11 protein-coding genes and 2 tRNA genes are annotated in these 14945 nt (G+C 41.8%); 4 read left to right on the top strand and 9 right to left on the bottom strand.

Features of this window, described 5'->3' with window-relative positions:
- Window positions 1–179: 179 nt before the first annotated feature.
- Together EZJ28_RS02235 and EZJ28_RS02230 are read left to right on the top strand one after the other, a co-directional pair.
- On the top strand, window positions 180–710 hold the full coding sequence (locus EZJ28_RS02235) for an RNA polymerase sigma factor (RefSeq protein ID WP_131394412.1): 531 nt from the start codon (window positions 180–182) through the stop codon (window positions 708–710).
- Window positions 711–713: 3 nt separating this feature from the next.
- On the top strand, window positions 714–1520 hold the full coding sequence (locus EZJ28_RS02230; protein ID WP_131394410.1) for an anti-sigma factor domain-containing protein: 807 nt from the start codon (window positions 714–716) through the stop codon (window positions 1518–1520).
- An 85-nt stretch (window positions 1521–1605) separates the two neighbouring features.
- Here the strand turns inward: EZJ28_RS02230 and EZJ28_RS02225 are convergent, their stop codons facing one another.
- From EZJ28_RS02225 to EZJ28_RS02210, 4 genes are all read right to left on the bottom strand, one after another.
- Complete coding sequence (locus EZJ28_RS02225) at window positions 1606–2064, bottom strand: hypothetical protein (RefSeq protein WP_131394408.1); 459 nt, start codon at window positions 2062–2064, stop codon at window positions 1606–1608.
- Between the two features lie 15 nt (window positions 2065–2079).
- Window positions 2080–3372: a tetratricopeptide repeat protein gene (locus tag EZJ28_RS02220; protein ID WP_131394406.1), complete on the bottom strand. Its 1293-nt coding sequence runs from the start codon at window positions 3370–3372 to the stop codon at window positions 2080–2082.
- Between the two features lie 75 nt (window positions 3373–3447).
- On the bottom strand, window positions 3448–3999 hold the full coding sequence (locus EZJ28_RS02215) for a DUF4331 family protein (protein ID WP_131394405.1): 552 nt from the start codon (window positions 3997–3999) through the stop codon (window positions 3448–3450).
- A gap of 24 nt (window positions 4000–4023) precedes the next feature.
- Entirely contained in the window at window positions 4024–4680 is a 657-nt protein-coding gene (locus EZJ28_RS02210) for a DUF4331 family protein (protein ID WP_131394403.1), read from the bottom strand.
- A 482-nt stretch (window positions 4681–5162) separates the two neighbouring features.
- On the opposite strand from EZJ28_RS02210, the gene EZJ28_RS02205 reads away from it, so the two are divergent.
- Entirely contained in the window at window positions 5163–7004 is a 1842-nt protein-coding gene (locus tag EZJ28_RS02205; protein WP_131394401.1) for a glycoside hydrolase family 2 protein, read from the top strand.
- A 196-nt stretch (window positions 7005–7200) separates the two neighbouring features.
- On the opposite strand, the gene EZJ28_RS02200 is transcribed toward EZJ28_RS02205, so the two are convergent.
- The 5 genes from EZJ28_RS02200 to EZJ28_RS02180 all read right to left on the bottom strand — a co-directional run bounded on the left by EZJ28_RS02200 (window position 7201) and on the right by EZJ28_RS02180 (window position 12686).
- Window positions 7201–7286, bottom strand: a tRNA-Leu gene (locus EZJ28_RS02200).
- Window positions 7287–7333: 47 nt separating this feature from the next.
- Window positions 7334–7406, bottom strand: a tRNA-Gly gene (locus EZJ28_RS02195).
- Between the two features lie 765 nt (window positions 7407–8171).
- Window positions 8172–10748 carry a DNA mismatch repair protein MutS gene (mutS, locus tag EZJ28_RS02190; protein ID WP_242670051.1) on the bottom strand — a complete coding sequence of 859 codons (2577 nt, stop codon included), beginning with the start codon at window positions 10746–10748 and terminating at the stop codon, window positions 8172–8174.
- 151 nt (window positions 10749–10899) lie between these two features.
- On the bottom strand, window positions 10900–11763 hold the full coding sequence (locus tag EZJ28_RS02185) for a CPBP family intramembrane glutamic endopeptidase (protein ID WP_131394397.1): 864 nt from the start codon (window positions 11761–11763) through the stop codon (window positions 10900–10902).
- Between the two features lie 188 nt (window positions 11764–11951).
- Window positions 11952–12686, bottom strand: a complete 735-nt coding sequence (locus EZJ28_RS02180) for a hypothetical protein (RefSeq protein WP_131394395.1) — start codon at window positions 12684–12686, stop codon at window positions 11952–11954.
- Window positions 12687–13199: 513 nt separating this feature from the next.
- Here EZJ28_RS02180 and EZJ28_RS02175 point away from each other — a divergent pair.
- Entirely contained in the window at window positions 13200–14723 is a 1524-nt protein-coding gene (locus EZJ28_RS02175) for a lipopolysaccharide assembly protein LapB (protein WP_131394393.1), read from the top strand.
- The last annotated feature ends 222 nt before the right edge of the window (window positions 14724–14945 follow it).

The following is a 14945-nucleotide window of genomic DNA, read 5'->3' as shown; positions in this document are numbered from 1 at the left end:
CTCCAACAATTGATTTGGTTAACCAGTGTCTTTTATATAGAACTTAATGAAGATCCAAGCCTGAAATAACTACAAATACTCAGAATATTGGTGCTCCTTCACATAAAAGAAATTTTCATTCCTTAAGAAACCATGCCCGGTAAAGATTAAATTCCTACATTAGTTCAGCAAAACTTTTTATGGAGCTCAACGCCCTCGTTTCAAAATTTCAGCAAAAAGACGGAAAGGCTTTCGAATCCCTGTACGATATGTACAGTGAAAGTATGCATGGCGTAATTTATAATATCGTCCGGGATCATGATATTGCCCAGGAAGTAATGCAGGATGTTTTCCTGAAGGCATGGCATAATGCAGATTCTTATTCTTCCAAAAAAGGCCGATTTTTTACCTGGTTGCTGAATATTGCAAGAAACGCGGCCATAGACAAGACCCGCTCCAAGGACTTTAAGAATGCTCGAAAAAACCTTGACAGCGAATTTTTCGTAGATATATTGGAGACCGAGGAGAATTATAGTAGAGCTACAGATGGAATTGGAATAAAATCTTTTGTAAATAAACTTGCTGCAAAATGCACTGAGATCATCGATCTACTTTATTTTAAAGGATTTACCCAAAAAGAAGCTTCCAAAACTCTCAAAATACCTATCGGGACGATCAAAACCAGGAACAGAAATTGTATAAATGAATTGCGACAAATGCTTGGAGTATAATCAATGGATATAAATGAGTACATAGCATCAGGAATTCTCGAACTCTACGTGGCAGGGGCCCTTTCTGAAAAGGAAAATGAAGAGGTGCACAATATGATGCTGCAATATCCTGAGGTACACGAAGAGGTATTGAAGATAGAATCTTCCATTGTCTCTTTGACTGCAGCCGCTTCGCCTTCAGATTCAAAACAATTCTTTCCTTCCATAAAATCTAAACTTCATTTACAGGACGAAACTTCTAAGGTGATTCCTATTAAGAGAAGTCGTTCTTCCTGGATAACCTACTCCGGCTGGGCAGCGGCCCTTATAGCAGGAATCGCTTTGATTTATACGGTGAATGAACTGGATAATCTGAAAGAGGAGATACAGGTGGTGGAAACCAACAATGATATACTGGAAGAGCAAATTGAAAAAGCTAATTCCGATCTTGCTGAAGTAAAAAACCTGGTTGCTATTCTTAGGGATAAAAATATTATCACTGTTCCCCTGCAAGGGCAGCAGATCAACCCAGAAGCCTATGCCAAGGTATACTGGAATAGAAAGGACGACAATATTTATCTGGATGCCCAGGGGTTGCCCGAACCTCCCCGAGGCAAGGTATATCAAGTCTGGTCACTAAAAATGTCTCCTTTAACTCCAACCAGTTTGGGAACCCTTGATGACTTCTCTACAGATGATAATAAGATCTTCCGTATTGCAAATCCAAACGATTCAGAAGCTTTCGGGATCACCCTGGAACCGGCTGGTGGAAGTGAAACGCCTACAATGGAGCAACTTTTCACAATTGGAGTGGTAGCAGCTGCATCCTAATTATCCATTACTCCTTTCAGTTTAAAAATAAGCGCCTGCCAAAGAATTGACAGACGCCTACCTAACCAACCAAAAAATATGATAACTAAAACCTGTAGCTTATTGCAGAACTTATCAAGAAATCTGCTTCATGTGCAAAAGTTACGGTCTCAATAACTGGTGAAGCTCTTTCCAGCGATCCTTCAATTGCAAAGCTGGGGCTGTTGGAATTGAGCAGGTTCTCTATAGACCAGCTTATGTTGAAGGGGCCTAATTTGTGATTTAATTGGAGATCGAAATATGCTACTTCAGAAAACACAGTATATCCCGCCTCACTACTCAATTCATCTTCCATTCTGAAGTTAACAGAAATATCAAAATTGTTCATTTCACCGGAAAGAACGCCTACCTGAAATAGATCTTCTGATGCTTCAAAGAATCGGAAGGATTTCTCATTTTCTGCATAGTACTCTACGACAACATGAACATTTTTTATTCGCTGCTGAGAAAAGCAAGTACTAATAGAGATAACAAAAAAGAAATATGTGAGATAACGCAATTTCATACATTCACTTTTTAATTATATCTGTCTTATCTCCCGCTCTGCAACGGGCCCCAGTTCGTATAAACTTTCCTGTAGTTCCTTTTTCAGTTTCTGTGCTTCTTCCATTTTCCCTGCGGCCTTATAGATCATAGCAAGATGGTAAAGGGCTTCAGGTTCAAAAGTTCTGTTTACAACATGTTCTTCTGCAATTTCCAGAGCTTTTTTATAGTCGCTCTGCTTATAATAGATCCATGCCAACAAGTCGTAGGATTGAGGAGTAGATCTCTGTTCGACTTCCAATTGCGCAAGGCTCATAGCCTTCGCAGTTTCTTCGAACTCTTCAGCATAAAGTATGGCACTGCTGGTGTTGTACATCACACCGTAGTTCTCATTTGACAACGTTGCAAAATAATCCTCCAGGTTTCGCTTTTTTAAAGATCCTTTATTCATGAATTCTGCTATCTCTGCTTTTAGGAGGTGGTAGTCCGGAGACTTGTATTGCGTGGTTATTGAGTTTAAAATGCGTAAAGCTTCCTGAGGATTGCGCTCATGGGAGTACACGATCCATGCAATCCCCTTTTTTGCATACGCGTCATTAGGATCCAATTCGAGTGCTTTTAAATAATGCTCATAGGATCTTTGAATTTCTCCATTGTGGCCATAGAAGTCCGCAAGATTGGTATAAGACCACTGCCTCAAACCTTTAAGGTTCATCAGCTCTGCTTTTTCGGTCGCTTTTTCCATATAGGTTATGGCTGTGCTTAGGTCACCTTTGTGATCACTCCATTTTGCGTAGCGCAAAAGGAAATCAAAATCACTCCTGTCTTCTATTCTTTTAAGATAAGTTTCTGCAGTTTCATAATTTCCGAGTTCCATGTGTACATCAAAAAGCATTTTGTAGGTCCCATTGATCTTTTCGCCAAGGGCTTCAGCCGACTTGAGTAGAGACAAAGCTTCACTGAAGCGGTGCTGCGCAATGTAATTCCTGGCCAGGCTTTTTAAATAGGAGACATTTCTATAGCCCGTCTTTTGGTTTGCGGCTGCCAGATTTCTTTCGGCCTGGATGAGATATTCTATCTCACCGGTCGCTCCGAATAAGTTGGTCTGCGCTGATGCCAGTTGCACCAAATAGGGAAACTGCGTGGAGTCTTTCATTAGCTTTTCTTCCCAAAAAGCATGATCTCTTTTGATCTTTTCGACCGTCATTGCAGTATCTTCCCGAAGATATTTATCATAATCCTCTTTTTGAGAAACCTGGTCTGGCACCTTATCACAGCTTACGAACACAAGTACCAAAAAGGAAAGACTTAAGTAATATTTATTGAACATAATGATAGTTTTTAAGTTTGATGGTTAAAAAGTATTAGAGCACACCAAAGGCAGCATGCCCTAATATAAGAGGGTCTAATGCGGTGATGCCAGGTAGGGGAAGGAAGATAAAAATTCCTTATCGTTGGAATCAACATGGTCATCAGAAAAATCCGGATTTTCAGAGAAATCGGGCCCTCCAAAGATCAGTAACAGCTCTACCGTGATCACGTCATCTGTGAGAGCACGTCCGGTTAAGACATTTGTGCCGTCATAGAAGGTAGTGGTTCCGTCAAGAGAAACATTTAACACATCGGTAGCCAGAGCACTGGTAAAGGTTGAAGCGTCCATACCTAAAGCATTGGTAGTATAACCCGGATTAAGAGCCAGTAAAGTGGACTCAAACATAGGCTGAAACGACTCGTTTTGCTCAGAAGGGATGGTTACATTAAATTCATCCTTACTACCCGAGGAAACGAAGACGGTATTCACTGCCGGTCTTCCCATTTGATCTTCCTGCACATAGGTGCCTGCTAAATTCGGGTTGTTATCTACTCCCATTCCTTCACCTGAAAGGTTTTCTGTTTCGCAGCTCATTAGAAGGCCAGCTACTAAGGTTAGTCCTAAAATCTTATTTGAAATCTTCATAATAGTCTTTGTTTTTGATGTGGATTATTGTTTTCTTTTTGATTCTACCCAGGTATTGATGGTTCCTGAACCACCGATCATGGATTTAGGTACTTCTATTACAACAGACATAACATTTGTACCGGCAAAAGTGTCGGTTCCCGGATTGTTAAATCCTGATGCTTCCCCTGCTATGATCGCGCTATACTGTGCGAAGTCCATAAAAAAAGGATCATCACGTGGCCCTGCAAAAGCAGATATCCCCTTATTAGATGAAACCTGTGCTTCTTCTCCATATGCCGTAATATTTACAGAGTTGACATCTTTTGCACTTTCAACAGTCAGCATACTGGAAAGGCCTGTTTGGACGGGTGCTACGGGTCCAAGGATATACATTTTCCCATTTCTTGGTACTGCCTGGATTACCAGATCTTCCACAAAATCCCCATTGTTGTCAATGTTGAACTCAATCATTACACTTTCATCAAAAGAGGCTTCTGCTGTTGCTGCCGGGCTTAACAGTCCCTGTACATTAGCAACAAACACCATATTATCTGTGTTTTCCCCCTGGAAGGCATAGAAATCTGTGATATCACTTGATCCACCCTGTACGGCCGGTGCATCAATGTGATCTGCGGAGATTAGAAACAAACTGGCTGCGAATAAGGCGCCAATCCCTAAAATGTGTTTAGCTTTTTTCATAATTCAAAAGTTTTAATTAATAAAGTTTGATTTCACTAATACTTACGAAGTAAACTTGGAGAGGGTTTTACTAAAATTTTGTTAAAGGAAAAAGTTAATGTCAAAAGCCAATCTGAAGAGGAGAGATGTTATTGAGGACAGACAGCGATGAAGGAGATCATATTTTAATAATTTCTCAAAGACTGAATTCTGTGAAGTACTTAAAAACCAGGCCAGAGAAACTATTACGGATGCTTACCTAGAATGCCATCTCTAAAATTGATAAAAGCACTGCCACGACGGTATTTTTTTTATTGCTCATCCTGAATTGAATGTGATCCATATCCCTTCCTTGCCCTGGAAAATCCCTCCACCCGACCTACACAGTTCTATAGCTTCATGTAGGAAGAATTGGATATTAATAGTTATTTTAGTCGTAACCGATGTGAAAGCCCACGTAAGGGCACATCAGTTTGCAATAGCTATCTGAAAACTCAGCCTCGATGAACCAAAAACTACTTTATATTCTTGTCTTTATTCTGTTCCTAACCGCCTTTCCATTAACTGCTCAGGAAGATCTCATCATTAACACACATAACAGGGATCATATTTCCCTAAATGGAGACTGGCATTATATCATAGACCCCTATGAGAACGGGTTTTACAATTACCGGTACAAAGAACGCAACGAAGCCGATCCCGAAGCCTACTGGAACCGGCCGGTAATAAAAGAGCCTTCAGATCGTATTGAACATGCATATAGCGACAATTACAGCCTTAAGGTTCCCGGCGACTGGAATTCACAGGATCCGGTTTTTAAATATTATGAAGGCAGTGTATGGTATCAAAGGGAATTCGATCTGACTGAAGCTCAGACCTCGGGAACAGCCTATATGTATTTTGGCGCTGCGAATTACGAGGCACATGTATACCTCAACGGCAAAAAACTAGGGATGCATAAGGGAGGCTTTACCCCTTTCAATTTTAAAATCCCCCCTGGCCTGCTGAAAGCCAAGGGAAATTTCCTGGTGGTAAAAGTGGATAATAAAAGAAGTCCCGAAGAGATCCCCACCGTAAATACTGACTGGTGGAATTTTGGAGGCATCACCCGGGATGTTAAGCTCCTCCTATTACCCGATAATTTTATTCAGCAATACTCCCTTCAGCTGGATCCGGAAAATTTTTCGGCAGACAGGAAGAACCAGATTCTTAAAGGACATTTTAAACTGAATAAACCCGCAGAGAATTCGGAAATCACCATTTTCATTCCGGAATTAAAGCTGAAAGAAAAACTAAGCATCAACGGGCAACATCTCGAATATAAATTACCCTTTAAAAAACCCGAACTCTGGTCCCCGGAAAACCCTAAATTATATGAGGTGGAATTCATATACGGGAAAGATACTTTAAGGGATAAAATAGGTTTCAGAGACATCAGGGTAGCGGGAAAGGACGTGATCTTAAACGGAAAAAAGATCTTTTTAAGAGGGATAAGTATTCATGAGGAGATCCCTCAGGAAGTTAGGCGCGCTCGCAATAAAAAAGACGCACAACAATTATTGGACTGGGCAAAAGAGCTGAACGCCAATATGGTGAGGCTTGCACATTATCCTCATAACGAATATATGACCCATACCGCTGATTCTCTGGGGATGCTGGTATGGTCTGAGATCCCGGTTTACTGGACCATAAATTTCAGAAGTGAGGAAGTGCTGGAAAAAGCAAAAAAACAGTTGGGAGAAATGATCATCCGTGACCGGAATAAGGCTTCGGTGATCATCTGGTCTGTAGGAAACGAAACACCGGTGAGCCCACACAGGACGGCATTTATGAAATCACTGGTTCAAACTGCCAGAGCTATGGATAACAGCAGACTGATCTCTGCCGCCCTTGAGGTTCATCGTGAAAATGGCAGGAATATTATAAACGATCCCCTGGGGGAAAGTATAGATATAGTTTCGGTCAATGAATACCTGGGCTGGTATGGCGGCTTACCCTCGGCCAAAGAGAATTCCACCTGGGAGGTAACCTATAACAAACCTTTATTTTTCAGTGAAACAGGGGCAGGAGCGAAAGCGGGCTATCATGGGGATAGGAACCAGCGTTGGACGGAAGAATTTCAGGCATGGTATTTTAAGGAAACCATTAAAATGATGAAAAGAATGCCTGAAAATTTTACGGGTATGTCTCCCTGGATCCTTACGGACTTCAGATCTCCCCGCAGGAATCATCCCAGATTTCAGGAGGGATGGAATCGCAAGGGGCTTATAGATAATAACGGAAATAAGAAAAAAGCATTTTACATACTCCAGGAATACTATAAAGAAATTGAGAATAGGAGCTAGCTGGGATATTTTTTGCCCTATCCTAACTATTATTTCTTTCGAATTTTAAGAAGTACGGCGCAACTCTATAACAAAAACCCTCAAAATCTAAAGATTAAGAGGGTCTTTGGTACTCGGAACGGGTCCCGACAGCTATCGGGATGAACCCGCAAATGCATTAAACAAAAAAAGCCCTGTTATTCAGGGCTTTTTTATGTACTCGGAGCGGGACTTGAACCCGCACGACCGTTGCTGGTCATTGGATTTTAAGTCCAACGTGTCTACCAATTCCACCATCCGAGCGAAAAACAAAACCCCGACAAACCGGGGTTCATTTTTAATATTTCAAGAGCGAAAAACGGGATTCGAACCCGCGACCTCCACCTTGGCAAGGTGGCGCTCTACCAACTGAGCTATTTTCGCATTATTTATAAGAACGTAGCTTTGTATGGCAGCGACCTCTATCCGCCTGAGGCGGATGGCGCTCTACCAACTGAGCTATTTTCGCGTTTTTTAAGAACTTCCGCTATGCTTATATAGCGATTATTGCGGACTTGCCTGCAGGCTACGCCTTACGGTAAGCAGGGGCAAATTTAATACAAATCTCATAATAGCAAAGAATTTTTTGGAGAAAAAATTGGCTTTTAGCCAATAGTTTTAAGCGCTAAGCGATAGGCTAAAGCTTTCTGTCTTGGAATGAAGATAATAGCTATAAGTATTAAGCTGTAAGCTGAAAGCTTTACGCTTATTTCTTCAGGCTTCCATGCTCAATAGAATATCTGCATATGTTCATTTTTTCCTTGATGAAAAAACGAACCAAAAAAATCAAGGCTTCCGAAATTTGCCCTGAATTTTTCGCTTGTCTTCTGAATTTCAGGAACTCGCCTTTCCGGCTTAAACAGCCTGAAATTTTTACGAAGCCTTCGCTTCAAATTCTGCGTTCAAATTTCGAGAGGCCGGTTCGTATTATCAGTAGAATCATAAACAATGTACGTTTATTGATTGGTAAAGGCTTATAGCTAGAAGTAGATATCCTTTTCTGTCCTAAAGACTACCATAAACTAAAAACTACTAACTACAGACTACCAACTAACAACAGACTGCTTCACTTCGTTCGCAGTGACTCTTAGAAAGAAAAGCTTAAAGCTTTACACTTAATGCTTAGAGCTTAGAAAAACCGCTAATTGCCTACTGCTTGCCGTTTCCCAGCATCCTCTTGATCTCATTCAGCTTCATTAAAGCTTCTACCGGTGTAAGCGTATCTATATCTATCCCAATAAGTTCCTGCTTCAGGTCTTCCAGCAATGGGTCGTCAAGATTAAAGAAGCTCAGCTGCATCTCGTCTTCGGCCGACTTTTTAAGGATCTCACCTGAGTCTTCCATGGAATGTGAGGCCTCCAGTTTCTGAAGTATCTTATTGGCGCGGTGTAATACCATTTGCGGCATTCCAGCCATCTTCGCCACATGTATCCCGAAACTATGCTCGCTGCCTCCCGGCACCAGCTTACGAAGGAAAAGGACATTATCCTTTAATTCTTTTACCGAAACATTGAAATTCTTGATTCGATCAAAAGTATCACACATCTCGTTGAGCTCGTGGTAATGTGTCGCGAAAAGAGTCTTTGGCCTCGCGGGATGTTCATGCAGGTATTCGCTAATGGCCCAGGCAATGGAGATCCCGTCATAAGTACTGGTACCCCGGCCTATCTCATCGAGCAGCACGAGACTGCGGTCTGAAATATTGTTAAGGATACTGGCCGTTTCGTTCATCTCTACCATAAAAGTAGATTCACCCATAGAGATATTATCGCTGGCTCCTACCCTGGTAAAGATCTTATCTACCAGTCCGATCTCGGCCGAATTTGCCGGAACAAAACTTCCCATCTGGGCCATAAGAACTATAAGCGCGGTTTGTCTCAAAATAGCTGACTTACCACTCATATTAGGCCCGGTGATCATAATGATCTGCTGTTCTTCCCTGTCCAGGTGAAGATTATTGGTCACATAGACCTCACCGGGAGGAAGTTGTTTTTCGATCACTGGGTGCCTGCCCTCTTCGATATCCAGGGCATGGGTATCTGTGATCTGAGGTCGGCAGTAATTTTCAGCCTGTGCCTGTTGCGCAAAGGAACACAGGCAATCAAGTCTTGCAATAAGTCTGGCGTTCTGCTGAACAGGATCTATATAATCTCCCATCCATGCGATAAGCTTTCCGAAGAGTTCCTGCTCCAGCTGAAGTATCTTCTCCTCTGCCCCCAGGATCTTGGATTCATATTCCTTAAGCTCTTCAGTGATATATCTTTCGGCATTTACCAGAGTCTGCTTACGCGTCCAGGCCTCCGGAACTTTATCTTTATGCGCATTCCTTACTTCAATATAATAACCATAAACATTGTTATTTCCGATCTTAAGCGAAGATATGCCTGTCGCTTCGGTCTCACGCTTTATCATCTCATCGAGATAATCCTTGCCTGAAAAAGCAATATCCCTGAGATCGTCCAGTTCCTTTGAAAAGCCCTTCGCGATCACATTTCCCTTCTGCACATTCACCGGGGCATCCTCACTGATGCTTTCCTCGATCTTTTTACGAAGCAGCTCACAGGAATGCAGGTTATCACCTATCACCTTCAATGCTTCGTTATCGCAATTTGAAGCGAGTTCCTTTACCGGGATAATTGCATTCAGCGAGTTCTTTAGCTGGTTCACTTCACGCGGACTTATTCTCTGGGTAGCGACCTTTGAAATAAGCCTCTCCAGGTCACTTATCTCCCTGATCTGATCCTGAATATCGCCATGGGTTTCGGGGTGTTTTATCAGGTAATCCACCACCTCAAGCCTTTTTTCTATAAGTTCAGCATTCTTGAGCGGCAGGGCCAGCCAGCGTTTTAACAAACGGCCTCCCATGGGAGAGATGGTCTTATCTATTACATCAAGCAGGGTCACCGCATTGGCAGCCGTTGAATGATAAAGTTCAAGGTTGCGGATGGTAAACCTGTCCATCCACACATATTCCTCTTCGGCTATACGGTTGATGGAAGTGATATGCTGAAGCCGATGATGACGGGTTTCCGCGAGATAGTAAAGCACGGCCCCGGAAGCGATGATCCCGTCTTCCAGGTGATCTATCCCGAAGCCCTTCAGAGATTTGGTCTGAAAATGACCGTTAAGCGTCTCTTCAGCATAATCACTTTTAAATACCCAATCGTCCAGGTAAAAGCAGTGAAGATCTTTCCCGAACTTTTCCGAAAAATCCTTTTTGTATTTCTTCTGAACCAGGATCTCGCTGGGACTGAAATTCTGAAGCAGCTTATCTATATATTCCCGGTTTCCCTGGGCGCATAAAAATTCACCCGTAGAAACATCGAGAAAGGAAACCCCGAGGTTCTTTTTTCCGAAATGCACCGAACAGAGAAAATTGTTGGATTTGCTGTGCAGTATATCATCGTTCATCGCCACTCCGGGAGTAACCAGCTCGGTCACACCACGTTTTACGATGGTCTTGGTCATTTTTGGATCTTCCAGCTGATCACAGATCGCCACTCTCTCCCCTGCTTTAACCAGCTTAGGAAGATAAGTATTCAAAGAGTGATGCGGGAATCCCGCCAGCTCGGTACGCTCGCTTCCATTATTCCTGTTGGTAAGCACGATATTCAGGATACGGGCAGCCTTCACCGCGTCTTCTCCAAAGGTCTCATAAAAGTCCCCAACCCTGAACAATAATAAGGCATCAGGATACTTCAGCTTGATGCTGTTATACTGCTTCATTAAGGGGGTTACCTTCGGTGATTTTTTCGCTGCCAATTTCCGGGAATTTTATTGATCGCTAAAGTAAGTAATCTCCCCTTTTTCCTGAAAAAGAATTGGCCGGAGTTTTAAAAGCTTTTTGAACAAGACTTTATATCAATACTCGAAAAATTTAAATTTCAGAATAAACCGTATTTATCGACCGGCTCACGGGTTTCACTTTTACATATTTCAGAATTAAAAATACTATAACAAGGGAGACCATCGCCAGGCCTATTCCGAATTCACCAATAAAATATCCGGTATAACCGGTATCTGAGGTAAGCCTGTCAAAGAAGGCTTGTATCACCCCGTTATGAGTAGCATGGAATACCACCGCCGGCCACAGGCTGCCAGACTGGATACGCAACCAGGCAAGCATGACCGACCCGGAAACCACCATAAGTATAAAACAGAAAACCTGATACCATAGGGGTGTCCCCTGTGCGGCATAATCTCCGGAAAGGATTCCCGGTAAATGCCAGCAGCTCCAGATGATCCCACTTACAATGACTGTATTGAGGAATGTAGTGGTTTTAATTAGTTGGGGTACCAGGAATCCTCTCCAGCCAAGTTCCTCACCCAGGGAGAGCAACATATTAGGAAGAAGATTGACCAGGCTGATAAAGAAGAATGCTGAAATGATGATCAAAAGATCATTTTCAGAAGACATGCCCATAGTGAACCTGGCCCTTTCCAGGAATGTTTCTTTAGGCACACCGCCAAGCCCGGTTAGCCAGATGATCCCGTAAGTGATTGCTCCATACGAAACCGGCAGCAGCCAGCCGATTGCCATCCATTTAAAGTTAAATCGCCACCCCACAGATCTTAGAGGTAATGCTGTGAACAGCATAGTTAAAAGAGCTGCCAGGCCGGGAATCCACATGACAAGAAACATGTTCCAGTTTCCTGGTAAAGAAATGATGCGCGATAGTAAAGTTAGTCCTGCAAGGATTCCCACAAAGATCGCAATACGAAGTTTTGATGATTTTTTCATGATGAATGAATGTTCGATTACTTCTAATTGACGAACACCCGGTTGACCAGGTTACAGAAAAGCCCCTGATTTTTTACTCCATAAAAAAGACTGGCTAAAAAACCTGAAAAACGTCATCCTGAACTTGTTTCAGCTTGACGAAATAAGGACTTTTTAGACAGCCTCTTTAGATTAACGAGTTTTTTAAGCTATTCAGGGTCCCTGCTCAGTTCTGTATTTAGTCTGTACATATAAGACCAGATCTGATCTACAGATTCACGGAACCTGTTACGCGTAGATTCTGTTTTGGCTTGCCCGTGTTTTTTCTCGTAAGCATCCCATGGCCCGTCCCGGGTCTCATCCATATCTGCAAATTTATTTAAAGGTACTGCCACCATGTAATGAGGGGCATCTGGTCCTCCTCCAACAAAATCATACCAGAAGCCACCAGCATCTGCTCTGGATGCCTGGTAAGTAGAGCTTACATCCTTTATCACAGATGTAAATTCGGGAGAATTGTTGACCTTAAAGTAAACTACATTTACAAGATTGGCCCTTCCTTCCAGCTGGCTACGACTTAACTGGGGCATGGTGGTCGCGATATGATGCTCCACTTTCTCCACATAGGGAAAAACATCTGTCTGGAATATGGAGCTACAGGCCTGCCCTGCCTCATCACTGTCTTCATCCATCTCTGCCCATTTATCCATATAGAGTGTTACAGCAACCACATTGCCTGTACCCTGAACACGATTCCATACGTTCCAGGAATCAACCCCTTCATTCTCCAGATAACAGTCTTTCCACTTTTTCATACCTTCCTGGAACTTCTGCCCCTGGTTGGCTTTGATCGTTAGTTCCCACATATGCAGGATACGGCTTTCCTCTTCCTGAGAGAATCCCAGGAATGGCATTATCAGTAATAAAATGATTAGTCTTTTCATAATTAGTTGGTTTTAGTTAATAATCAAATCATTAGTATTCACAATTGGTCGCCCGGGGCCGGCTGGAAATAGCAAAAGAGATTCATTAAGCAAAACCTTCTGACGGCTAGAGCTTATAATTCAAAAAGAGATTGGGAACTTCTGATGGGGACAGGTATCAGAAAGGTTTAATTTATTGAAAATGTAGGTCTTATGAAAATATTCAGGATAAACTACCTGAAAATCTGTTATAAAGAACACGGCCCTTTCTGCAAATACTTTAAGCTTTTTCTGCCTGGAGTGAAATCGAAATTCCAATTATAACCAGAAATCTCTAATCTTAGTTATAAAACAAGGACCTTTGCAACCTGTTTTCTCGAAGCAACCGCCGGTGAATTTTTCTGAAAAATTTGAACAGTATTATCTTATTCAGATATCTAAAGCAAAACCAATAGCCTTAAATAAAAATACGTTATATACTGAAAATCACTAACTTAGTGAAAATAACTATTATCCAACCAAATAATTAAAACTATGTTTAAGATCAAGAGACTGCCAATTTACTTTACGCTGCTTGCAATACTGTTTGCAGCTTCCTGTAAAGATTCTGAAAAGGAGAACAAAGAAGTAGAAGCCGAAACCGATTATGCGGCTAATGAATTACCAGTGAATACCGATTCTGAGGAGGCCTTAGAGGCCTTTGAAGAAGGAGTGGAATATATGGACAATGGTAATTCCAGAAAAGCCCGTGCAAAGTTTGAAGAGGCACTGCAACATGATCCCGATTTTGTTTCGGCTCAAATGTACAGAAGTTTTACCGCCAATTCGGCCAAAGACTGGGCAACCAATCGCGATAAGTTCATGGAGATGCGCGATAAGGCAAATGAGGCTGAAGTGATGATGATAGACATTACTGAAGCCGGCATGAAGAGTGATCTGGACCGGGAATTAGAGATCAGCAAGAAAATGGTGGAGAAATATCCAAAATCTGCCCGGGCCATGGATAACCTTGCTATTTATTATGATAATAACGAGCAGGAGGAAAAAGCCAGGGAACACTGGAAGAAAGCCCTTGAATTAAATCCCGAATATGTACCGGCTATGGCGAGTTTAGGAACTTCTTATTTATTCGATTCTCCGGAGGATAAGGGGCAGGCTAAAAAATATTTTGATATGCTCGTAAAAAAGGCTCCCAACAGTCCGCGTTCTCACATTTTAATGGGAGATTATTATCGCGATCAGGATCAACTGGACCAGGCCCTGGCAAGCTATGAAAAAGCCGCGTCTCTGGATTCGGAAAATGAAGCAGCTCTGGCCAAATCAGGGCATGCTAATTCAATTTTAGGTAATTACGAGGAAGCCCGTCAGAATTTTAAAGATGCAAGGGAAGTAAGTGAATTTGGAACAAACCTCAGTGCTGAAGCCAATACATATGTGTATGAAGGTAAATCGGGCGAAGCCCTGAAATTTCTCGATGAGGGAACAAAATCTTTAGACACATTAGATGTTCCCGAAAGCAATAGAAATATTGGAAAATTTCAGGCTGCTATTACCGCTGCTCATATAGCCATGCATGATGGAGACGCTAAACGCCTGGAGCAGATCATAAATAATTTGAAGCCAATTTCAAAGAAATTAACCAGTGATGCCAATAGTCCTACTGTAACAGCCAATCAAAATGCGTTTATGAACTATTGGGATACCATGTTATTAGTGACCAAGAAAAACTACAAGGAGGCCATGAATAAGGCCGAAACGATCAAAAAAGCTGTTGATTCCCTTAATAATCCTGATAAATTAAATCCTTATCACAGGGCCCTCGCGATTATCCATTATAATATGGGTAATACAGAAAAGGCAGTGGAACATATTGACCAAACCGATGAAGATTATATTCACGATAAATACTGGAAAGCCAAAATTTATGAGAAGGCTGGAAATACCGAGGAGGCTATGGCCTTATATGAAGAAATCGCAGAAGAAAGATTTAACTCTATTGAATTTGCTTTAATACGAGATGAAGTAAACCAGAAATTAGATAAAAATAAGGCCAGTTAAGACTGGAAATAAGCTTTAATTAATAAGCCTTCAACTCTCGTTGAAGGCTTTATTTTTTATGCTTTTTTATTCCAACTTAAATTTTGTCTATGGTATAAAAGATATACCTGGTGAATTTATTTTCACGAAGCAATCTTCGGCGGATATTTCTAAAGAGCTTTATCATTATTGTTTTCGATTAGTAGTCAATAAGAATATAGAGATTACTACGGACGTAGGTTT

The sequence above is a fragment of the Gramella sp. KN1008 genome (assembly GCF_004332155.1).
Taxonomy (GTDB): domain Bacteria; phylum Bacteroidota; class Bacteroidia; order Flavobacteriales; family Flavobacteriaceae; genus Christiangramia.
This window is presented reverse-complemented; position numbering and strand designations above follow the sequence as displayed.

Excerpts from the sequence above, each read along its gene's own strand:
- EZJ28_RS02230 (WP_131394410.1), top strand. The coding sequence starts at position 714 with ATGGATATAAATGAGTACATAGCATCAGGAATTCTCGAACTCTACGTG.
- EZJ28_RS02185 (WP_131394397.1), bottom strand. The coding sequence starts at position 11,763 with ATGAAAAAATCATCAAAACTTCGTATTGCGATCTTTGTGGGAATCCTT.
- EZJ28_RS02210 (WP_131394403.1), bottom strand. The coding sequence starts at position 4,680 with ATGAAAAAAGCTAAACACATTTTAGGGATTGGCGCCTTATTCGCAGCC.
- EZJ28_RS02220 (WP_131394406.1), bottom strand. The coding sequence starts at position 3,372 with ATGTTCAATAAATATTACTTAAGTCTTTCCTTTTTGGTACTTGTGTTC.
- mutS (WP_242670051.1), bottom strand. The coding sequence starts at position 10,748 with ATGAAGCAGTATAACAGCATCAAGCTGAAGTATCCTGATGCCTTATTA.
- EZJ28_RS02205 (WP_131394401.1), top strand. The coding sequence starts at position 5,163 with ATGAACCAAAAACTACTTTATATTCTTGTCTTTATTCTGTTCCTAACC.
- EZJ28_RS02175 (WP_131394393.1), top strand. The coding sequence starts at position 13,200 with ATGTTTAAGATCAAGAGACTGCCAATTTACTTTACGCTGCTTGCAATA.
- EZJ28_RS02225 (WP_131394408.1), bottom strand. The coding sequence starts at position 2,064 with ATGAAATTGCGTTATCTCACATATTTCTTTTTTGTTATCTCTATTAGT.
- EZJ28_RS02215 (WP_131394405.1), bottom strand. The coding sequence starts at position 3,999 with ATGAAGATTTCAAATAAGATTTTAGGACTAACCTTAGTAGCTGGCCTT.
- EZJ28_RS02180 (WP_131394395.1), bottom strand. The coding sequence starts at position 12,686 with ATGAAAAGACTAATCATTTTATTACTGATAATGCCATTCCTGGGATTC.
- EZJ28_RS02235 (WP_131394412.1), top strand. The coding sequence starts at position 180 with ATGGAGCTCAACGCCCTCGTTTCAAAATTTCAGCAAAAAGACGGAAAG.